The 20,953-nt window shown below is 52.1% G+C and carries 23 protein-coding genes and 1 riboswitch; of the genes, 1 reads left to right on the top strand and 22 read right to left on the bottom strand.

Annotated features, from left to right (window positions below; translation table 11 throughout):
• Positions 1-29 precede the first annotated feature (29 nt).
• The 16 genes from ccsB to ribD form a co-directional block, all read right to left on the bottom strand.
• The gene (gene ccsB / locus JNUCC32_RS14535; protein ID WP_015734502.1) at positions 30-1,283 is read right to left on the bottom strand and encodes a c-type cytochrome biogenesis protein CcsB; all 1,254 of its coding nucleotides are present in this window, start codon (positions 1,281-1,283) and stop codon (positions 30-32) included.
• On the bottom strand, positions 1,270-2,973 hold the full coding sequence (resB, locus tag JNUCC32_RS14540; RefSeq protein WP_192572479.1) for a cytochrome c biogenesis protein ResB: 1,704 nt from the start codon (positions 2,971-2,973) through the stop codon (positions 1,270-1,272). Before resB ends, ccsB begins: the two co-directional genes overlap by 14 nt.
• Positions 2,970-3,497: a redoxin domain-containing protein gene (locus JNUCC32_RS14545; RefSeq protein WP_009595122.1), complete on the bottom strand. Its 528-nt coding sequence runs from the start codon at positions 3,495-3,497 to the stop codon at positions 2,970-2,972. Before JNUCC32_RS14545 ends, resB begins: the two co-directional genes overlap by 4 nt.
• Positions 3,498-3,622: 125 nt before the next feature.
• Positions 3,623-4,378: a pseudouridine synthase gene (locus JNUCC32_RS14550; protein ID WP_009595165.1), complete on the bottom strand. Its 756-nt coding sequence runs from the start codon at positions 4,376-4,378 to the stop codon at positions 3,623-3,625.
• A 21-nt stretch (positions 4,379-4,399) separates the two neighbouring features.
• Positions 4,400-4,738, bottom strand: a complete 339-nt coding sequence (locus tag JNUCC32_RS14555) for an N-acetylmuramoyl-L-alanine amidase (protein WP_192572480.1) — start codon at positions 4,736-4,738, stop codon at positions 4,400-4,402.
• A 148-nt stretch (positions 4,739-4,886) separates the two neighbouring features.
• A complete protein-coding gene (locus JNUCC32_RS14560) occupies positions 4,887-5,420 on the bottom strand; it encodes a spore maturation protein (RefSeq protein ID WP_015734499.1) in 534 nt (177 codons plus the stop codon).
• Positions 5,421-5,426: 6 nt separating this feature from the next.
• Positions 5,427-6,059, bottom strand: a complete 633-nt coding sequence (locus JNUCC32_RS14565; RefSeq protein ID WP_096773262.1) for a nucleoside recognition domain-containing protein — start codon at positions 6,057-6,059, stop codon at positions 5,427-5,429.
• Positions 6,060-6,118: 59 nt separating this feature from the next.
• Positions 6,119-7,303: a D-alanyl-D-alanine carboxypeptidase family protein gene (locus JNUCC32_RS14570; protein ID WP_192572481.1), complete on the bottom strand. Its 1,185-nt coding sequence runs from the start codon at positions 7,301-7,303 to the stop codon at positions 6,119-6,121.
• A 119-nt stretch (positions 7,304-7,422) separates the two neighbouring features.
• The gene (gene ytfJ / locus JNUCC32_RS14575) at positions 7,423-7,872 is read right to left on the bottom strand and encodes a GerW family sporulation protein (RefSeq protein WP_009595256.1); all 450 of its coding nucleotides are present in this window, start codon (positions 7,870-7,872) and stop codon (positions 7,423-7,425) included.
• Positions 7,845-8,525 carry a DUF2953 domain-containing protein gene (locus tag JNUCC32_RS14580; protein ID WP_192572482.1) on the bottom strand — a complete coding sequence of 227 codons (681 nt, stop codon included), beginning with the start codon at positions 8,523-8,525 and terminating at the stop codon, positions 7,845-7,847. The genes ytfJ and JNUCC32_RS14580 overlap by 28 nt, the downstream gene beginning before the upstream one ends.
• A 192-nt stretch (positions 8,526-8,717) precedes the next feature.
• Complete coding sequence (scpB, locus tag JNUCC32_RS14585) at positions 8,718-9,323, bottom strand: SMC-Scp complex subunit ScpB (RefSeq protein WP_090910937.1); 606 nt, start codon at positions 9,321-9,323, stop codon at positions 8,718-8,720.
• Positions 9,292-10,083 carry a segregation and condensation protein A gene (locus JNUCC32_RS14590; protein ID WP_096773259.1) on the bottom strand — a complete coding sequence of 264 codons (792 nt, stop codon included), beginning with the start codon at positions 10,081-10,083 and terminating at the stop codon, positions 9,292-9,294. The genes scpB and JNUCC32_RS14590 overlap by 32 nt, the downstream gene beginning before the upstream one ends.
• Before the next feature lie 65 nt (positions 10,084-10,148).
• Positions 10,149-10,616, bottom strand: a complete 468-nt coding sequence (gene ribH / locus JNUCC32_RS14595) for a 6,7-dimethyl-8-ribityllumazine synthase (RefSeq protein ID WP_009595158.1) — start codon at positions 10,614-10,616, stop codon at positions 10,149-10,151.
• Between the two features lie 258 nt (positions 10,617-10,874).
• Positions 10,875-12,113 (bottom strand): bifunctional 3,4-dihydroxy-2-butanone-4-phosphate synthase/GTP cyclohydrolase II, encoded by a 1,239-nt coding sequence (locus JNUCC32_RS14600; protein ID WP_192572483.1) that lies wholly within the window; start codon positions 12,111-12,113, stop codon positions 10,875-10,877.
• A 51-nt stretch (positions 12,114-12,164) separates the two neighbouring features.
• A complete protein-coding gene (gene ribE, locus JNUCC32_RS14605) occupies positions 12,165-12,833 on the bottom strand; it encodes a riboflavin synthase (protein WP_096773258.1) in 669 nt (222 codons plus the stop codon).
• A gap of 20 nt (positions 12,834-12,853) precedes the next feature.
• The gene (ribD, locus tag JNUCC32_RS14610; RefSeq protein ID WP_096773257.1) at positions 12,854-13,954 is read right to left on the bottom strand and encodes a bifunctional diaminohydroxyphosphoribosylaminopyrimidine deaminase/5-amino-6-(5-phosphoribosylamino)uracil reductase RibD; all 1,101 of its coding nucleotides are present in this window, start codon (positions 13,952-13,954) and stop codon (positions 12,854-12,856) included.
• A gap of 267 nt (positions 13,955-14,221) precedes the next feature.
• Positions 14,222-14,405: riboswitch (FMN riboswitch) on the bottom strand.
• 200 nt (positions 14,406-14,605) lie between these two features.
• Here ribD and JNUCC32_RS14615 point away from each other — a divergent pair.
• Positions 14,606-15,007, top strand: coding sequence for an acyl-CoA thioesterase (locus JNUCC32_RS14615; protein ID WP_192572484.1), 402 nt, complete (start codon positions 14,606-14,608; stop codon positions 15,005-15,007).
• A gap of 75 nt (positions 15,008-15,082) precedes the next feature.
• On the opposite strand, the gene JNUCC32_RS14620 is transcribed toward JNUCC32_RS14615, so the two are convergent.
• From JNUCC32_RS14620 to sigF, 6 genes are all read right to left on the bottom strand, one after another.
• Complete coding sequence (locus JNUCC32_RS14620) at positions 15,083-15,514, bottom strand: peptidylprolyl isomerase (protein ID WP_009595227.1); 432 nt, start codon at positions 15,512-15,514, stop codon at positions 15,083-15,085.
• A 204-nt stretch (positions 15,515-15,718) separates the two neighbouring features.
• Positions 15,719-17,050: a diaminopimelate decarboxylase gene (gene lysA / locus JNUCC32_RS14625; RefSeq protein WP_192572485.1), complete on the bottom strand. Its 1,332-nt coding sequence runs from the start codon at positions 17,048-17,050 to the stop codon at positions 15,719-15,721.
• A gap of 118 nt (positions 17,051-17,168) precedes the next feature.
• Positions 17,169-18,803 (bottom strand): spore germination protein, encoded by a 1,635-nt coding sequence (locus JNUCC32_RS14630; protein ID WP_192572486.1) that lies wholly within the window; start codon positions 18,801-18,803, stop codon positions 17,169-17,171.
• Positions 18,804-18,826: 23 nt separating this feature from the next.
• Positions 18,827-19,255: a stage V sporulation protein AB gene (locus JNUCC32_RS14635; protein WP_192572487.1), complete on the bottom strand. Its 429-nt coding sequence runs from the start codon at positions 19,253-19,255 to the stop codon at positions 18,827-18,829.
• Positions 19,252-19,896: a stage V sporulation protein AA gene (locus JNUCC32_RS14640; RefSeq protein ID WP_015734486.1), complete on the bottom strand. Its 645-nt coding sequence runs from the start codon at positions 19,894-19,896 to the stop codon at positions 19,252-19,254. The genes JNUCC32_RS14635 and JNUCC32_RS14640 overlap by 4 nt, the downstream gene beginning before the upstream one ends.
• 295 nt (positions 19,897-20,191) lie before the next feature.
• Positions 20,192-20,947, bottom strand: a complete 756-nt coding sequence (gene sigF / locus JNUCC32_RS14645; protein WP_009595135.1) for an RNA polymerase sporulation sigma factor SigF — start codon at positions 20,945-20,947, stop codon at positions 20,192-20,194.
• Positions 20,948-20,953: the final 6 nt, after the last annotated feature.

Here is a 20,953-nt window from a genome sequence, read left to right on the forward strand (position 1 = left end):
ATTGTTAATTGACATCTATTCAATTGCCATTAGTCGGTGCCTGCATAGGAATGCAGACCCGCGATAATCAAGTTGACGCCGACCAGCGTGAACATGACCACGATAAAGCCGATAACGGACAGCCAGGACGAATATTTGCCCTGCCAGCCGCGCGATAGCCGGAGATGAAGGTACACGCTGTAGAACAACCAAGTAATAAGCGCCCATACTTCCTTCGGATCCCAGCCCCAGAACCGGCCCCATGCGATCTCTGCCCAGATCATGGCAAAGATGAGACCGCCAAGCGTAAATACAGGGAAGCCGATCGCGATGGCTCGATAACTGATTTCGTCCAGATCATCGGGATCCAGTCGATGGAGTGCGGGCTGAATGAATTTAGCCAGCGGTTTGCGCAGGATCAGGCGGAGCAATCCGTAAAGGATCAATCCGGTGACCAGCGACCATACCACCGTGTTCAGCTTACGTCCTGCATTCACGCCGTGCATCCAGGACGGAGCTTCCATGAGCGGGGATTTCATGCCCAAGAAGGACTGCATGCTCTCGGTCTCGCTCTGGTAAGGCGCGATTAGCGGAGGCATGTTATATTCCACTTTTACTATTGTACTATTTTCTGTCTTCGGGTCAACCAATGTCTGGTTAAACTCCGCCTGGTAACCGCCTGCACGGAAGCTGTACACCGACAAAATAAATCCGAGCAGCACCACGATGGCAAACATGACGAGCTCAAGCCAGCGCTGTTCCCTGCGCGAGCCCTTGTCCGTTCCGCCAAAGTTAACGGTCCGGAGCAGATGCATCAAGCCGGCAATAAAGCCGACCGCAAAAAACGCATCCCCCAGTGCCGCCAATGTAACGTGGATACCCAGCCAATAGGACTGAAGCGAAGGAATGAGCGGCTGCACCTGCTGCGGGAACACGGCGGCATAGGCCATGATCAGGATTGCCAGCGGCAGTGCAAACAATCCGAGCAGCGATTTTTTGTAGATAAAATAAAGTACGAGGAAGGCAATCATGATTGCCATCGACAAGAAGGACATGAACTCATACATATTGCTGACCGGCACATGCCCCGAGCCCGCCCATCTAGTAAAGAAGTACAGCAAGTGTCCGATCAAACCGATCGTTGTCGTAACAAATGCGATCTTGCCCCACTTCGCCAAATGGGCTTCCGGGTCGCGTTTGCGGAACCGGCGTCCCATGACGGCAAGTGCGTACATGATAAATGCCACGCAGTATAAGGTAAAGGCAACGATAAATGCGTCGCCGCTGAAATCAATTAGATTCATGCTTAGTCCCCCTGTTATTCTCCAATGACTTTTCATCGACTTCGATATTCATTTGCTTGAGGATTCCGGAGATCTCCTTGCGAAGTCCAAACCAGTTCTTGTTCGTATGCGCGCCCAGCGTCAGCGTTCCGTTATCAATACGCAGCCAGATCCGGCGATGGGTGAAATAAAAGCCCATGACCAGGCCGATCATACCAATGAAACAACCAACCCAAATGAACGGCATGGCTTTATCCACACGAATATTCAGATAAGTCGTCGATTCCGAAAAGTCCACATCGTCCATGCTGAGCACATCCAGTTTTACGAGTGCCTCGCCACCCGCCAGCTGCGCATTGATCGCTTCCTGATTGAAGCGTTCCTTATCGATCTGTTTAGGGAAGTAGAAGTACTGAACGCCTTCCTTCGGCAGATCAGGTCCCTTAATCAGAAATAAGAATGCAGGCGCATTCGGGTTAGGTGACAGGTTGACCGGCTTGCCGTTATCGCCCAGCCCAAAATCGGTGAAGGACTGTGTAAGCGTTAACGTATATTCCCCTGCCTTATACTCTCTTTGGGGATCGTTGATGGACAGCGTGATTTTGCCGTATTCCTTACCGCTCTTGCTGTCAATCAGCACCGGCGAAACCGTACGGAGAATCGGGGTCAGATCATAATCGAATTGATAAGCCTTTAACCCTTTGTAATTGAGCGGATGGTTCACCTCGATGTTATGGCGCGTCAATTCCACGAGCTGAGGCTCTTTATCGAGATCGTCGCAATTGGCCTCGCACATATACAGGATGGCCTGGGTTTGGAATTCCTTCGGCAGCACCTTGTTCTTGCCTTTGAATTCTTCAGGCATATCGTCTTCGGTATAGAATTCAACCTTAAAGCCGTCGTTCAATAAATAGTAGCTGGTGTTCTTGATGTGCACCGGCTCATCCTGAGGAAAGGCCATATGCTCGTCCATATGCAGTCCCGGCAGGTTCCGTCCCAAAACAGCAAGAAGGAAGATAATCAGGCCGATGTGAAGAACATAGGGGCCCCAGCGGCTGAACCGTTGCTTCTCAGCCAGAAGCGTTCCGCCGTCCGTTCGAACGCGATAGCCCTTTTTCTTAATGACCGGTTTAATCCGTTCAACCCAGTCGGCCCCGTCCACTTGGACTTGTCCTTGGTATACCACCTTCTGCCGGGTAAGGAAGGACATATGCTTCGGTATCCGTTGTCTGCTGAGCGCTTTGTAGAGCGGCAGGACACGGTCAAGACTGCAAATGACAAGCGATGCGCCGATCATGACGAGCAGCAGAACGAACCACCAAGACGTATATGTATGTGACAGCCCGAGCAAGTAATAAATATGCCCCAGCTGTCCGTACTCCTCTTTGTAGTAGACAGAGGGGTCAATGTTAAGGAATGTGCTCTCCTGCGGAAAGATGGTCCCCAGCGAGGAGCCGATCAAGGTTAGCAATATGAGATATATTGCTACTTTTACCGAAGAGAAGAAATTCCATACCCGATCGATAATACCGGGATTTTCTTTCTGCGATCGACGGGCAACGCCGTCATACCGCATTTCCAGAATCGGCTGGGCCTCCGCTTCCTCGGTCAGCGGCTTGCCGCAAGCCTCGCAGAGGACCGTCCCCGTTGGATTCTGGTGTCCACAATCACACTTCGTATTCTGGATCAAAGGCTTGGAACCTTGACTCATTTCGCATTCACCAACTGTTCAATTTGTTTGTCAAGGGTGTTCAAATCCAGTTCGCCTATGCGAATATGGTCAATCTTGCCGGAGGCCGTAACAAAAAAGGTGGTTGGCATAGGCCCAACTCCGAAGCTGGCAACAGCGTTCCGCTTGGGATCCATCAGGATGGGGAATTTCACGCCGGTTTGAGCAACAAAATTCTCCACGGTCATTTTGTTTTCGCCCACATTGATTCCGATGATCTCAACGCCCTGGCTGCTCCATTTTTCCCACTGGGCTTGAAGTGCCGGCATTTCCCGCACGCACGGCGGACAGTAGGTGCCCCAGAAATTAATAACCCTGGCCTTGCCTTCGTATTCACTCATGGTATGTACGTTGCCATCCATGCCTAGAAGTTCGAAATCCGCTGCCTTTTGCCCTACTTTGGGAACCTCATCAGAGCCGAATACAACGGTTGCAACGGCGTACACTCCGATCAGGATGATGGCAAGCAGAATAACAATCTGTACGCTTTTCTTAGATTTGCCCATAAAGCAGCAGCTTCCTTTCTATGACATTCATCATATCGCATACTACGGGTGTGAACATCCTATGAACAATTATAACGAAATTTGTCATAAACGCCGCTCGCCATTTTGAATATTATGTGTCGGGTTTAACGTTTTTTCTTCGGTTTCCCGCCCGGCTTTGCGGCTTTCGCCATTTGCAGGAGCTGGTTGATTTCGTCCGCCGTCAAATGGCGGTACAGGCCCCGCTTTAAATTTTGCAGCAGCAGATCCCCGTAAGATATCCGCTTCAATCTCAATACCGGATGGGAAATCGCTTCGAACATTCTTCTCACTTGACGGTTGCGGCCTTCATGAATCGTGATCGAAATAACGGATTGTTTATTGTCCGGATCCACGTCCTTATATTCCACTTCCGCAGGAGACGTCATTCCGTCCTCCAGCATAATCCCTTGTCGAAGCTTGTCCAGCTCGGTGCCGTGGGGCACCCCTTTCACGGTAGCCAAATAAGTCTTGGGCACATGGTATTTGGGGTGGCTGAGCAGATTGGCAAACTCCCCGTCGTTGGTCAGGAGCAAAAGCCCCTCCGTATCGTAGTCCAAACGTCCAATCGGGTATACCCGCTCTTTAATGCCTTTGAGATAATCCGATACAATTTTACGGCCTTCGGGATCAGAAGCGCTTGTAATGACTCCCTTCGGCTTATTCAGCATGACATATACCTTTTTCTCATTCTTAATCGGTTTGCCTGAAACCGTAATGATATCCTGGGCTGGATCGGCCTTCGTGCCGAGCTCGGTAACGGTCTCCCCGTTTACCTGCACCTTGCCCTCAAGAATCAATTCCTCGCACTTGCGGCGGGAAGCGACTCCGGCCTGTGCCATAATTTTCTGTAATCTCTCCATGTTCGTTAGGTCACCTCATTCCTAATGATAACCATCGACAGGATAAATCACAAGCGCGTTCCATGGAAAATGTGCCCCTGGGCAGGAGTCGGAGTGGGGAAATAGGTACAGGGGGGAAATATCATGGAGTCTGGACAGCTCCAAAATGATTTTGCTGGCGGTAAACAGCTGCGTTTTCTGGTCCAGCGTCATCGACTCGTAGCTGGCATTGAAGTCGCCTTCCAGACAGATGTGGATCTGTCCCGGTTGGACCAGCACGGAAGCAGCGGACACGGAGCCGTCCGGATGGATCTTAAAATCCCAGTTCCGCGGTTCCTGCGCGCACACCGTATGATGAATAACAAAACCCTCGATTTCCATTCCATCACCCCTACTACAAATTGTGATTGCAGCAGTATATGACATGGCGGAATCAAGGGTATAGGCATACGTCCTGTTACATTGAAAAAACGCACCTTCTTACTATATGCCTTGCTTTTGGCTTTCTGACAGTCGTCCGTGAAATCAATTAACCGAACACCAGCAAGCAAACGGCAATCGCCGCAATAAACCCGACCAAATCGGAGAACAGTCCGACCTTCAACGCATAGCGGCCATTGCGGATGCCCACGGCGCCAAAATAGACGGTCAACACGTACAAGGTTGTGTCCGTGCTTCCCTGTATGGTCGAAGCGATTCGGCCGATCATCGAATCCGGTCCGTATGCGCGGATCAGCTCCGTTGTGTAAGCGAGGGAGCCCGTACCTGTCAGCGGCCGTAATATTCCCAAAGGCAGTATCTCGCTCGGTACGCCGAGCGATTGCAGAAAAGGGCCCGTCCAACCGACAAAAAACTCCAGGGCGCCGGAAGAGCGGAATACGCTTATGGCTACCATCATGCCGACCAAATGCGGAATGATTCCGATCGCCGTGGAGAAGCCGTCCTTGGCTCCGTCCACAAACGATTCGTATACGGGCACTTTGCGCGTATAAGCATAAAGAGGAATAAATGCGATAATAATGGGTATTGACCAGGCGGAAACGATATTAATCCAAGACAGCAAGACTCATCACCCCTTCACGTCCGGGTTCAGGCCTGTACCGATTCCGGGCGGCTTCTGGCGGCGCATCGTTCGTCTGCGATACCAACGGTCGGCGATAATAGCTGCGGCCGTCGCAATCGCAGTGGCCAATAGCGTGGTTCCGACGATTTCCGAAGGATTGGCAGATTCATAATTAAGCCGGATCGCGATTAGCGTTGTCGGTATCAGCGTAATGCTGGCCGTGTTTAACGCCAGGAGCGTGCACATCGCGGCAGACGCCGTTTCCTTATCCGGATTCAATTTCTGAAGCTCCTGCATCGCTTTGATTCCCATCGGAGTCGCCGCATTGCCCAGACCGAACAAATTCGCGCTCATATTGGACAATATGTATCCCATTGCGGGATGGTTTTTCGGTACATCCGGGAACAGGAAGCGGACAACCGGCCCCAGCAGCCTGGCCACTTTTTTCAGGAGACCCGCGTCCTCTGCGAGCCGCATCATGCCAAGCCAGAATACCAGTATGCTGATAAGACCGAAGGAGACGGTAACGCCCGTTTGGGCTCCGTCGAATGCGGCTTTCGTGACGCTGTCGATGTTCCCGTTGACGGCCGCAAAACCAAAGCCGATCACAAGCATCCCCATCCAAATCAAATTGATCATCTCTTCGCCCCCGTTTTGCTGCCCCGCTGTTAAGAGAATACACGATTCTTTAGCGAAGGCTAGTTATGTGCGCCCCTGAACAGATGCCGAAGCACTTCTCCTGCAGACTGCCAAAGCGACAAGGAACCGACAGGTCCCAGAGCGCTCCTGGACTTTTGCAAGGCCTCAGGGACTTCAGGAAGTTTGCTTCCTTCCGCGTAGACCGGAACCTTGCCGATGCTGACATTATCGAGCAGCAGCTCAATATGCCCCCGCAGCCCAAAAGACAAGTCGGGCGTGCTTGTTTTATGCAGGACCAGTCTCTTCACCAGGCGCGCTTCCTCATCATGCGCGAACGCATAAGTGAAGGAACTGCCCGTGACGAGCGGATAGCCCTGGATTTTCTGTCCCTTTTCCGTGACCTTTTTCAGTGGAAAATGAGCAAAGCCGTAATCCAGCATGTTGGAATGGTCGTTCCAATCGTTGCCGTCATTCAGCGTTACTGCTGCGATTTGCTGACCGTTACGAGTAGCGGAGCTCACCAGGCAGCGGAATGCTTTTTTGGTGTAACCCGTTTTGACGCCGTCCGCCCCTTCGTAGAAGCGCAGCATTTTGTTTTTGTTGTCCCATTTGTAGTCCCATGCTTCATTCGGGTTGGGCGCTTTCTTGGTAGGGGTTTTGACGATCTCGCTAAAGACCGGATTCTTGAGGGCATATGCCGTCAGTTTGGCTACGTCATGCGCTGACGAGTAATGCTCGTCGTGATCCAGTCCATGCGGATTCATAAAATGCGAATTCGTCATGCCGAGCGAGGCGGCCTTCTCGTTCATCAATAACACAAAGCCTTCTTCCGTACCGCCGACATGCTCCGCAATGGCCGTGGCAGCATCGTTGCCGGAGCGCAGCATCAAGCCGTACAGCAGATTCTCAAGGGTCATCTCCTCTCCAAGCCTCAGGAAGATCGAGGAGCCCTCTTTGGCAAAAGCATTCTTGGAGACTTTGACGCGATCATCCAGCTTACCGTGTTCAATGGCCACGATGGCGGTCATTATCTTGGTCAAGCTGGCGATTCTTAAACGCTCGTCCCCGTTCTTGCTGTACAGCATTCTCCCGGACGTCACGTCAATCAGCGCAGCTGCCTGTGCATGATTGGACGGGCCTTGCTCGTGATCTGCGTGTACAGGGACAGCCGTAACCAGCAAGCAGCATATGGCGATCAACATGGATAACATAGACTTGCGGTTCGTCCATTTCATTTTCATCATTTTATCCTCCGGTGTTCAGAAATCTTGTACAAGTATATGTCGTCCTCGCTGAAGGTATGTCCATTTCATTGCAGCAAAAATCCCTTCCGTTATGAACGAAAGGGATCTGCCCGCTTCAATCAGTATGCCGGGGGAGGCGTCGTGCTGCCTGCGGCATTGCTTCCCGATTGAAACATCGACTGGATTTGATCAAGTAAATACGGGGTCGCATCGATAATCCGTTCAAACAGATGTGTCTGGTTGTCCAGCGGAACGATGTGCACGCCTTCTTTACCCACGACCAGGAAAGCTATGGGCCGGATGGACACGCCGCCGCCGCTGCCGCCGCCAAAAGGAAGGGCATTATGGTCGGTATGCGTCCCGTTAGCGGTATTATGGTGTGTGCCGCCTGCTTCAACGTTGTAGTCGCTCCCGCCCGCTGCGAAACCAAACGCCACCTTACTGATTGGCAAAATGACGCTGCCGTCAGGTGTATTCACGGGGTCGCCTACGATCGTATTCACGTCCACCATTCCCTTGATGTTCTCCATAGCCGTTTGCATCAAGCCTTGAATAGGGTGTTCTGCCATGATCTAACTCCTCCTTTCACCTTTAACACGCGAACTATAAGTACCAGTCCAGCATACATAGCTTTTCCGCAGGAGATTTTCGCTATGCAGCAAAGCTCTGTGGAAATTTGCGGCGGACCGTTAAAGACCGGTACCACCTGGATTTCCGGCAGCTCATCCATAATCAGCCGGTACGACATCCAACCCATAATGGTATGCTTAACAGCATGAAGCAATCCGGTTGCAACCGCGGTATCGGCCGCATGCTCCAAGGCAATCCGGGTTGACCAGCGCACATCCATGAGATGAACGGCCGCCATCGTTTGCCTTGCCCACTTTTTAAATCCCTTCGTAGTCAGCAAAACCCGCACATAGTCCCTGTATCGTATGGTTCGTCTTGAAGTTTCTTTGTCTTCTTTGGAACCGAGCGCAGTCCCCTCGTCCACGGGAACGGTCTCTTTTTTATACTCAATGCCCCCGTTGGCCAAATGAAAGGGAACTTCGTATTTGCGCGTGATCCATCCAAAGAGCATTTTCATTTCCGCCAATACTTTATATTCATTTTTTCTTAAAACCACATCCAGCTTTATCGTGACCTTCGAGCTTAGCACAACGATCAGCAATACGATAAGGAGAACGACCAGACCGACCGCAAGAAAGATCCATATCCTCACGAAGTAACCCCCAAAACGAACTTAGTAAAATGTAATCCGCTTGGCTTAGTATGGCAAAAGGGTCTCCAAATGATGCGAAACTGCTCCGATCCTCTGCTTTCATATGCCGGAACGACAAAAAAAGGTCCCGGACGCGGATTATCCACGCTCAGGACCCATTTCTCAAATGAAGCATTATACAATATATTGTGGCTAGCTTTCCTCCACATCATCAAACGTAAGCTGTTGTCCGTCAAGCTTGTCGAACAGCAGCTGGGTTTCCTCTTCCAGATGATCGTTATCCTCGAATTGCGACGGCTCCGGCAAATCCTTGATGTTCGCAAGCCCGAAATAATCCAGAAACGATTTGGTCGTTCCATACAGAATCGGTCTGCCAATCGCCTCCGCGCGTCCGACTTCTTCAATCAACCCTTTGCTTACCAGCGTATGGATGGCTCTTTCGGACTTGACGCCGCGAATGTCTTCAATCTCCACGCGCGTAATCGGCTGCCGATAGGCCACGATGGAAAGCGTCTCGAGCGCGGCTTGCGACAATGAGGAGCGGGAAGGCGAATACGCCAGACGTTCGAAATACGGGGCGTGCTCGGCCAGCGTCGCAATTTTGTAGCTACCCGCAATCTGCACGATCTGAATTCCCCGTTCATATCGCTCCCATTCTTCCTTCATATCCTCCAGCGCTTCGCCAACGAGGCCATCCGATTGCTCGGTGATTTCAGCAATTTGCTTTACCGACAAGCCCTCTTCTCCCGCCAAGAACAGAAGCCCCTCAATAATCGATTTCAGCTTCGGATAATCCATCAATGCGTTCTTCCCCTCTCCACTCCATGACGATATCTTCAAACAATTTCTCTTGGTAGCACAGGATTTGCTTCATCTTCATCAGCTCCAAGATAGCCAGAAAGGTCACCACGATTTCATGGCGCTCCATTTCCTCGTGCAGCAGCTTGGAGAACAGAATCCGGCCTCCCGGCCCGACCTGCTCCAGAGCGTCCATCACCTGCCGGATCCGGTCCTTAACCGATATTTCATCCCGCTGGATGCGGGCATACGAAGTCCGTTTGACGGCTTTTCTTAACGCTTTTTGAAAAGCTGCGATCAAATCCGAGATATGTAATCCCTGCACCGGGTTCTCTTCCACTTCCGGCATGTAAGGAGTCAGGTCCTCCGCTTCCTTGGAGTAAATCATGCTGCGTTCCCATTCCTTCTCATGCAGATGTCGGGCGATTCCTTTGTACTTGCGGTATTCGATCAGCTTCGCGATGAGTTCCGCTCTCGGATCCATGTCATCCTCTTCAAAAAAATCGAACTCGTCCATTTCGATAACCGGAGGCTTCGGAAGCAATAGCTTGCTCTTTATAGACAGCAGCGTTGCAGCCATCACCAGAAATTCGCTCGTAATTTCCAGCTCCAGCTCCTGCATGTTGTGCAAATAGGCCATGTATTGTTCGGTAATCTCGCTGACGGGAATATCCTGGATGTCGATTTCCGCTTTATCAATCAAGTGCAGCAGCAGATCGAGCGGTCCTTCAAACGTTTCCAGCTTGTATAATACGGTCACGGTGAATCCTCCCGCCAAAAATAAAATGCAGTGCCCTATAAAAAGAGCACTACATTAAATAAGCACTATTTTAGGCTTTTCGTCAAGTTCGCCATTTCAATGGCCGCCATGGCGGAATCCCAGCCTTTATTGCCTGCCTTCGTTCCCGCGCGTTCGACGGCTTGTTCGATATTCTCCGTCGTGACGACGCCGAAAATCGTTGGTACGCCAGTCTTCAGGTTAATGGCGGACACGCCCTTGGCCACTTCGTTGCACACATAATCATAGTGCGTGGTGGAGCCGCGAATGACGGTTCCCAAGGTGATGATCGCATCGTATTTGCCGCTTTCTGCCATCTTTTGGGCGATGAGCGGAATCTCAAACGCCCCCGGGACCCAAGCGACGTCGATTTCGTTGTCCTGTGCGCCGTGACGCTTCAAGGCGTCCAGTGCGCCGCCAAGCAGCTTGCTGGTGATGAATTCGTTGAAACGACCTACTACGATGCCGTATTTCAAACCTTCGGATACTAAATGACCTTCAAATATTGTTGCCATGTTGGATGACTTCCTTTCGGGTTGGAGTTTATATAAGGTCAAACATGGATTTGGGATGACATCGATGTTATTGCCCGCTGCGCTGACGGCTGCTGCTTCCGATCGCTGTTAACTCCCGATTTCATGAACTATTTATTCAAGGTGGAAATCAGGAGTTAAAGGCGACCGCTGGCGCTTCTCCAGCAGCATTCCGCCCTCTTCGCTGGGTCATTCCATGATGCAAACCTCCTCCATGATTGACCTTTTATTGGTTGGTGATTAGTTAGCGCTCTCGTTCTGCTCGATATCATTGAACTTCAGCATATGACCGAGCTTCGCTTGCTTGGTGTGCAGGTAGCCCGTATTATCCTCGTTCTCCGGCATTTGAATCGGGACCCGTTCCACGACCTCCAGGCCGTAACCTTCGAGACCCTTTATTTTACGCGGATTGTTTGTCAGCAGGCGGATCTTCCTTACGCCCAAATCCTTCAGGATCTGGGCTCCGATGCCGTAATCGCGCAGATCCGCCGCAAAGCCTAGCTTCAGGTTCGCATCGACGGTATCGAGCCCTTCTTCCTGCAGCTTATAGGCTTTCAGCTTGTTGATCAAGCCGATGCCCCGCCCCTCCTGGCGCATATAGAGAAGCACGCCTCTGCCTGCTTCATCGATCTGGCGGAGGGCCGCCTCGAATTGCGGACCGCAGTCGCAGCGATGGGAGTGGAACACATCCCCTGTCAGGCACTCGGAATGCACGCGGACGAGAACCGGCTCGCTCGGGTCGATCTCCCCTTTTACCAATGCGACATGCTCTTTGTTGTCCACGTCATTGGTATAGGCTACGGCCTGAAACACGCCGTAGTCGGTGGGCATCCGCACGGCCACCTCGCGCTGTACGAGCTTTTCTTTTTCGTTGCGGTAATGGATCAGATCCTTGATGCTGATCAGCTTCAGATCATGCTTTTTCGCGATCTCCACCAGGTCTGGAAGCCTTGCCATCGTGCCGTCTTCCTTGATCACCTCGCAGATGACGCCTGCCGGATAGGAGCCGCTCAGGCGGGCCAGATCGACAGCAGCCTCCGTATGTCCTGCCCGGCGAAGAACGCCGCCGTCTTTGGCAATCAGCGGAAACATATGGCCCGGTCTTCGAAAATCCACGGCCGATGCATTTGGATCCAAGATGCCGCTGACGGTTATGGAACGTTCATAGGCGGATATGCCCGTCGTGGTGTCCTTATGGTCAATGGAGACCGTAAAGGCCGTTCCATGATAGTCCGTGTTTTGCGTCACCATCGGTTTGAGATCGAGTTCCTGAGCCCTAGTCTGCGTCATTGGCAAACAGACCAGCCCGCGGCCTTCGGTGATCATGAAATTGATGACCTCGGGGGTAGCTTTATCCGCTAATGCGATAAAATCGCCTTCATTCTCGCGGTCCTCGTCGTCAACAACGATGACGACCTTGCCTTCCTTCAAATCTGATAACGCCTCTTCGATCGTATGAAATGAAAAGCGCTCATCCATCCCTACTCCTCCTTTTTCTCATGGAGATATCTCTATATGCAAGCAACCGACTCAAGCAAAGCCATGCTCGGCGAGGTAATCCCTGCTGATCCCCGATTTCGTGCCGCTTCTGCTTCCTGCGCCTTCCGAACCGTAATGCAGCAGGTGATCTACATATTTCCCTAAAATGTCGCATTCGATATTAATCGTGTCGCCCGCTTTTTTATAAGCGAGCACCGTCTCCGCCAGCGTATGGGGAATGATGGACACCGTAAAGGAGGAATCCGTCGTTTTGACAACGGTCAAGCTGATTCCATCCAGCGTGACCGAGCCTTTCGGAATGATATATTTGAATACGTCCCCATTCGCGGGCGAAATCTCGTATACCACTGCATTCTGATCGGACTTTACGCTCCGAATGACGCCGATGCCATCCACGTGTCCCTGAACGATATGGCCTCCGAATCTCCCTCCGGCTGCCATCGCCCGTTCCAAATTAACCTTCCCGCCCGGCTGCAGCTCCTTGAGATTCGTGTTTCTATAGGTTTCCGGCATAACGTCAACCGTAAATACGCCCTTGTCGATCGCTGTAGCCGTCAAGCAGACGCCATTTACGGATACGCTGTCGCCCAGCTTCAGATCGTCCATAATCCGGTTAGCGGAAATGCTCAGCAGCATGGCCTCCCCTTGGCGCCCGATACGCCGCATCTCGCCGATCTCCTCGACCAATCCAGTAAACACAGGCTTCCCTCCTTTCTCGCTTATTTCCAGACCGGAATGCCGGTGACGTAGATATTGTCGCCCAGTCTTTCGGTCTCAAGTCCTGTCAGCGAAATCGCTTGGTTCATCTGTTCATAACCGCTGAACATGTAATTTCCCGGCGCATCATACCCGCCGATGATTTTGGGGGCGATAAACTGGATGAGCCGGTCCACCAGCTTCTGCTCCAGCATCGAGCCATTAAGCGTACCGCCGCCTTCCAGCAATATCGAGGCGACCCCCTTTTGTCCCAGTTGCAGCAGCGCTCCCTTTAGATCCACCCGCGGTCCAGGTCCGCAGGGGATGACCTGAGCACCAAGCTCTTCCAACTCGGACCGCTTCGTAACATCCGCCTGCTCCGTCGTCAAGATCCAGGTGGGCGCCAATCCGTCTGACACGACATGGCTGTCGAGCGGTATCCTCAGGCTCGAATCCACGATGATCCTGACCGGGTGGAGCCCCTCAACGCCAAGCCGAGTCGTCAGGCTCGGGTTATCCGCGATAACCGTAGACACGCCGACCATGATGCCTTGATGGCGATGGCGCAGCGTATGCACAAGCTCCCGGGATTTTTCATTGGAGATCCACTTGCTGTCCCCGGTTTTCGATGCGATCTTGCCGTCCAGCGTGCTCGCCGTCTTTAACGTCACGAAGGGCCGGCCCGTCGTAATGAATTTAATAAAGGCTTCGTTCAGGCGAAGAGCGCGATCTTTAAGGATACCCGTTTCAACCTCGATTCCCGCTGCGCGCAGCATCTGAATCCCTCTGCCCGCCACGAGGGGATTCGGGTCCTCGCAGGCCACAACCACCCGCCGAACGCCCTCGGCGATAAGCCTCTCGCTGCAAGGCGGCGTAGCGCCGTAGTGACTGCAGGGCTCCAATGTCACGTACACGGTACTGCCTGCCGCTTTCGGCCCGGCCATATTCAGGGCATGAACCTCGGCATGCGGCGTTCCGCGTTCCAAATGCGTGCCCACCCCAGCGAGAGCGCCGTCCTTAACGACGACGCAGCCGACTACCGGGTTGATCCCGGTTTGGCCCTGCGCACGTTCAGCCAGATCCAGCGCAAGTGACATATAGAATTCATCGTTGACGATATCCATGCTAAACATGCCCCTTTCCCAACGTTCATACAAAAAAGCCCGGCCAAAGATTCCGAAGAATCCTTAACAGGGCTTGATGGAAGTTAATCATTGACACGATAAATAACCGTCATGAATGCAGATTTCGCGTATAACAAGCGACCCAAATCCGTAACAGGCGACACCAAAAAAACGCCGTCACAGCTTTGAATCGCATGTGAAAACCTGCACATAACGCATGTCACGCTGTGCGCAAAGACACAATAACATGTGCTGCTTATGTGTCTCTCACTCCTTCTCCCATCCAGACTATACTGTCGGTCCCGGATTTGCACCAGGTCCACCGCATACGATGTGTAACGTCACATTCATATCCGGGTCACGGACTAAGACGCAGCACTCTGCTTCGATAAGCTCAATAACTGCGTTCATCACCGCCGGTAGGGAATTTCACCCTGCCCCGAAGGATTAAACCTATGAAATTGTTTGATCTTATGAAGAATCTTATCACCCCCTTTTGAAAATTGCAAGAAAAATCAACTAACTTTTTTAAAGCACATAACTTTAATGCTGTCATTAGCATGGACTTTTGAAGGAGAATGCTTCCCGAAGGGAGAACAGTTAAGTAGGGTAGCAAGGAGATAAGTAGCAGTTGAAAAGGAGCGAGCCACGATGAAAACTTCGCTGGACATTATCGTCCGTCCCACGGAGATCGACGTCAACGGACATGTAAACAATGCAAAATACCTCGAATACCTGGAGTGGGGTCGGGAGGAATGGTACGAAGCGGGAGATCTGCGGTATGATGTGCTGAAACGGCTCGGGGTCCAGACCGTCACCGTCAATATTAATATCAATTACCGCAAGGAGTGCGGCCAAGGCGAACGGCTGACCGTCGTGACGGAACCCGAATCCATGGGCCGCACGAGTTACGTCATGGCCCAGCGGATATACAACGAACAGCATGAGCTTTGCGCGGATGCCATCGTTACCAGCGTGGCGATGGATGTAACCTCACGTAAAAGCCGGCCCGTCCCCGAAGAACTCCGCCGATTGTTCCCAGCCCCTGCGTAATCCGCCCTTTGCCGCGGCCATAAAAAACAGGCTCACCTCTGAGGGTGAGCCTGTTTTTGCATGAAGCTGAATGTATTATGCTTCGTACACTTCTACTTTTTCCATTTTGTCGCGGCCTTTGAATGCATCCACATACTCCATGCCTTCAACGACTTTGCCAAATACGGTATGTTGTCCGTCCAAATGAGGCTGCGGCTCGTAGCACACGTAGAACTGACTTCCGCCGGTGTTCCGGCCGGCATGCGCCATGGCCAAGCTTCCGCGCTCGTGCTTGTTAGGATTGATCTCGCAATTAATGGTATAACCCGGTCCGCCGGTCCCCGTTCCCTGCGGACATCCGCCTTGAGCGACGAATCCAGGAATTACGCGGTGAAATACCAGACCGTTATAGAAGCCGGAGTTGGCCAATTTCTCAAAATTAGCTACCGTGTTCGGTGCATCGTTCTCGAACAGGTCGAGCACAACCTCTTTGCCGTTTTCCAAGGTGATCTTCGCTTTTTTTGCCATATGTGTGTATCTCCTTCCGTTATCTCAAACGCTTTTATCGATTTTTTTACAATGCAAGTTATAGTTTACTATGAATTGAGCTTCGAAGCAAAACGAACTTGTCCCCGTCCTCGCGATGATATCCAACGGAAGGCAGGACGAAGAGCCCTGACCGCAGCCGAAGGCTATGGCGGGCTCTTCCTATCCAGAGACATTGGCGTCTTATCAACTCGTAACGGTTTCTTTTGTTACACCCGCCGGCACGACATCGTTGCTGATGATATCGGCAAGCGATTCGCGGCGAACGACCAGGTTGCTTTGCCCATCCTTCACGAATACGACCGCAGGCTTGCGGATCCGGTTGTAGTTGCTGGCCATGGAATAGTTGTATGCGCCCGTGCAGGACACCGCCAGCAGATCGCCCGTTTCAACCTTCGGAAGCTCCAGGTCCCAAATCAGCATGTCTCCGCTCTCGCAGCACTTGCCGGCAATGGATACCGTTTCTTCCGGCTCTTCTTTAGCCCGGTTTGCAAGCAGCGCTTCGTATTTCGACTCGTAGAGCGCCGGACGCGGATTGTCCGTCATGCCGCCGTCGACGGCAACATATTTGCGCACTCCGGGAATATCCTTGCTGGTTCCCACCGTGTAGAGCGTGGTACCTGCGTCACCGACGATGCTCCGACCCGGTTCCACCCAAATTTCAGGAAGCTCGGAACCAAGGCCCGCAAAATGGTTCTTTACCGCATCCGTAATCGCTTTTACATATTGGGATACTTGAAGCGGCGTATCTCCATCCACGTAGCGGATACCGAATCCGCCGCCCAGGTTCACGACCTTGAACACGACGCCCAGGTCTTCTTTTACGGAAGCTGCAAATTCAGCTACGCGCTGAACAGCCATCTGGAAGCCTTCCACCTCAAAAATCTGGGAACCGATGTGGGAATGAATGCCCATGAGATGAATATTCGCCTGTGCTTCCGCAAGCTGCACCGCTTCGTACGCAGAGCCGTTGCCGATATCAAAGCCGAACTTGGAATCGGTTTGTCCTGTCGAGATATATTCATGCGTATGCGCCTCGACGCCCGGTGTCACGCGAAGCAAAATGTTGACCTTGCGGTTCTTCTCGGCAGCGATGGCCTGCAGCATATGCAGTTCGATCACGTTATCGACAACGAAACAGCCGATTTCGGCATCCAGCGCCATCTCGATCTCTTCCGGCGTCTTATTATTTCCGTGGAAATGAATCCGATCCGCCGGGAATCCGGCCTGAAGCGCCGTGTACAGCTCTCCGTCGGAAACAACGTCGAGCGACATGCCTTCCTCGTCGGCCAATCGGCACATGGCCATAACGCAGAACGCCTTGCTTGCATACGCGACTTGGAACTTCAAACCGGAAGCCTTAAAGGCCTCGATGTATTCCCGGCAGCGGTTGCGAACCGACTGCTCGTCTACGATATATAGTGGTGTTCCATATTGAGCTTTCAAATCGGATGTGTCACACCCGCCGATTTCCAAATGCCCCTGATCGTTAATCTTGCTTGTACCGTGTAAAAACATGCTTACAATTCCTCCGATCCATTGTTTCAAAAATAGGGTAATCGAATAATTGTTCACAGTATAGCAGACAACGGAAGGTAATCAAAATGGATTTTTCAACACAACATTTGTGTTATTGTTAGTGCTCGCCCCTCGGATTCATTTCCGGGCCCATTTTCGTGTTGTCACGCGTTTTGTTGAGAGCCGGGCGTCTTCTTGACAGAAGCAGCGGTTTGCGGAATAAAATTTCGCCCATCGCTTTTGCACTAAATGGTATAAACGGCCATAAATAAGACGAGTTATAGGAACGGTGGGTCGTCAGAAGCAGAATTAGAAGCGTCGTCCCGATGACAAAACCCTTCACCCCGAACAAGGCTGTGACAAGCAGCAGGACCAGCCTGACCATCCGGTTCGCCAGCCCCAGCTCATAGCTTGGAGTCGCAAACATCCCTATGGAGGCAACCGCCATATACAAGACAACCTCGTTGACAAACAATCCGGTTTTAACGGCAATATCGCCGATCAAAATCGCAGCGATCAAGCCCATTGCCGATGCGAGCGGCGTCGGTGTATGAACCGCGGCCAAACGGAGCAAATCCACGCCGAATTCCACGATCAGAAACTGCAGAATAATGGGGATTTTCGCATTCTCCTGCGGACCGATGATATCGAGTCCCGGCGGCTTCAATTCAGGATGTACAACCAGCAGCATCCACAAAGGGAGCAGGAACATGGAAGCAAAAATGCCTATAAATCGTATCCAGCGAAGATAGGTCCCCATAAACGGGGTCTGGCGATTCTCTTCCGCATGCTGACAGAGATCCAGGAAGGTGGTCGGCATGATCATCACACTCGGCGAAGTATCCACCATAATGACGATCCGACCTTCCAGCAGATGGGAAGAGACCACGTCCGGACGCTCCGAATAACGGACCAGCGGATAGGGGTGCCAGCCCTTGTTTACAATCGCTTCCTCCAGCTGCTTGTCGCCAAGAGGGAGCCCCTCCAAATCGATTTCCTGGATTTTCTTCCGGATGGCTTCTACCTGGGTACGGTCGGCTACGTCATCGATGAAGACCAAACTGACGTCCGTTCTCGTACGCCTTCCCACCTTGATGATCTCCACATGCAGTCCCGGATCACGAACCCGTCTCCGCACGAGGTTAACGTTCGTCACCAGCGTCTCCGTAAACCCGTCCCTGGCGCCTCGAACAACGCGTTCGACAGCCGGCTCTTCGAGTCCCCGTACGGGATATTTCCGGGTGTCCAGGATGATGGCGGAATGCGCATCCTCGATGAACAGCGCGCATAGGCCTGACAGAACCTCGTCAATCACCTTGCTGAGCCTGGTGTCCCGCTCCACCTGTACATGGGGAATATAGCGGTTCATGATTTCGGAAAGCGCGTGGTTGTTAACGTCGTCTGGCGTCAGGTACGTCAATCTTGTCAAAATTTCCGTCACCACGACATCGTTGGTGAACCCGTTTAGAAAGAGAAGCCCCGCATTTCTGCCGGCAAAGTTCATCTCGCGGAATACCACGTCAAACGAAACACCAAGGCCGATCACTTCCTTAAGCGTTTCTTTCAGTACGCTCAGCTTCGCGGGAACATCGTCCGTTTGCTGCCAATAAATAACGGATTCCTTGGTGCTGTCGGAGGTTTCCGCCTCCCTCTTCTCCTTCAGCGCTTCTTCCTCCAGCGCTTTGATCTCCGATGGAGGAATGATCGGAATCCCGGCCTCCAGTTCGCCGCCATGCGTTGTTTTCTCGTCCATAACCTACCTCCTAGCCATAACTGTCACTTGCTGTAAACAAACCAGTCGAACAGGGAACCCGCTACCTTGCCTGCCACCATGGCCATCAGAAGACCAAACAGATACCCCTTCAGCCGGAGCCGCTTGGCCAGAATCGGCAAGACATTCAATACTTCCGTCAGTGCGGCTGCCAGCATGCCGATAAATATTCCGCACATCAGTCCGATTATGGTACTCACGACCGGTCCCAAAGGAACGGACCATCTCCAGAAATCGGCCACCGTGCCAATGAAGGATCCCGTTATCAATGCTCCTTCGTACCAATGCACCCGGCTGTAAGTCGCCGTCAACTGGGACAATCTCGGTATGATGTCCAGCACAATGATGAGCGCAATCACGCCGCCGCCGACGGCGATGCCTCCGGCAACGCCGAGAACACAGGTAAATACCCCTTGCAGAATGGACAACATCATGGTTTTTCCCCCGTCGTATCGGCACTGGCGTTCATTTTCCGGTATTCCTCGGCAACCACGAACTGATCCAGATTTTCCTGATAGAGGTACATTTCCACCTCCAGCGGGGTCGGTTCTTCATTCCATTTTTTCTTGAACAAATGATTGAAGAACACCGTCATGCCGAATCCGAGCCCCAGAGAGTAAGCGATCTGGAACAGATAGGGATGCTCATCTCGTTTTCCCGTCACCATTTCGACAATCCGGATCTGGACCTCAAGCATGTTGACGTCTGCATGAAAGTTCATGATGGTGAGCGCAGAACCGAAAAACAAGAGCAGCCAAATAAGCGGGAACCACAGTCGGGATCGTTTGCTGTCCGGACCGACAAGCTCCACCAGGGTATGATGGTTACCCATCGGTTCAATATGGGCGCCCGGAATCAGCCCTTGTATCTTCGGAATGATTTGAATCAGATCCATGACAAGACGGTTGCCGTCGATATCCTTCGGCTGAGTCAACGGCAGGGCTCTGAGCCGTTTCTCCCATTCGGGCTCACAGACTATGAAGGCGACATCACCTAGTTTGACGGTCTGGTCTCTCGGCAGCCGTATTCGGCTCCGCAGCTGCAGAAACACCGTCGGAGTGGGATTAACCTTCATCCGAAACACTCCTTTACTGCTAAATTACCGTTAGTATGGGAAATTGCCATCGTTTCTACTCGGATTTACCATACTTTCTTTAATCGCCGGACCGTCCAGGGCCGTTATACACAAAAACAAGCTAATCAACCATCGACATCTCACTTAGAAGACAGGCCCCCTATAGGGAAAGTTGGTCAAGTGAGATAAAGGGGGAAGACGCTGAATTGGCTAAGGTCTTATTTCCGCAAGAAAGCGCCGTCCCAGAAGGACGGCGCTTTCTTTGTGCAGGCTTTAGGATACGGTATAGATCCCGCTACTGCGCGATCTCGTTTCGAATGCTCTGCAATATTTTTTTCTCGAGCCGCGATACCTGCACCTGGGATATACCCAGCCGGGTGGCAACTTCCGACTGCGTCTGATCCCGGTAGTACCTTAGATATACAATGAGCCGCTCCCGTTCGGTCAAGCCCCCTATCGCTTCGTTCAAGGCCAGCTTGTCAAACCATCGTTCCTGCGAATCATCGGCAATCTGATCCATTAGCGTGATGGGATCCCCGTCATTTTCAAATACGGTCTCATGAATCGAGGTTGGCGGTTTGTTCGCCTCCTGGGCAAACACCACTTCCTCGGGCGTTACCCCCAGCTCTTCGGCAACCTCTTTCACCGTGGGAAGACGATCGAGCTGCTTGGACAGCTCGTCCCGCTTCTTCCTGACTTTGTTGGCCATCTCCTTAAGCGAACGGCTGACCTTCAGAGTCCCGTCGTCCCTTAAGAAACGCTGAATTTCACCGATAATCATCGGTACGGCATAGGTAGAGAACTTTACGTCATAACTGAGATCGAACTTGTCCACGGATTTGAGGAGACCGATACAGCCGATCTGAAACAGATCATCCGGCTCATACCCCCGGTTCATAAACCGTTGAACGACAGACCAGACAAGACGAATATTACAGTTGACGAGCGTGTCCCGGGCGACATTATCCCCGCTTTGGCTAAGTGCAATGAGTCGTTTGACCTCCGCGTCGTCCAAATAAGTCTGCGAAGTTTTCTTCACATCGGCATCCATTTGTCC

The organism is Paenibacillus sp. JNUCC32, from assembly GCF_014863545.1.
Taxonomy (GTDB): Bacteria; Bacillota; Bacilli; order Paenibacillales; family Paenibacillaceae; genus Paenibacillus_AQ; species Paenibacillus_AQ lautus_A.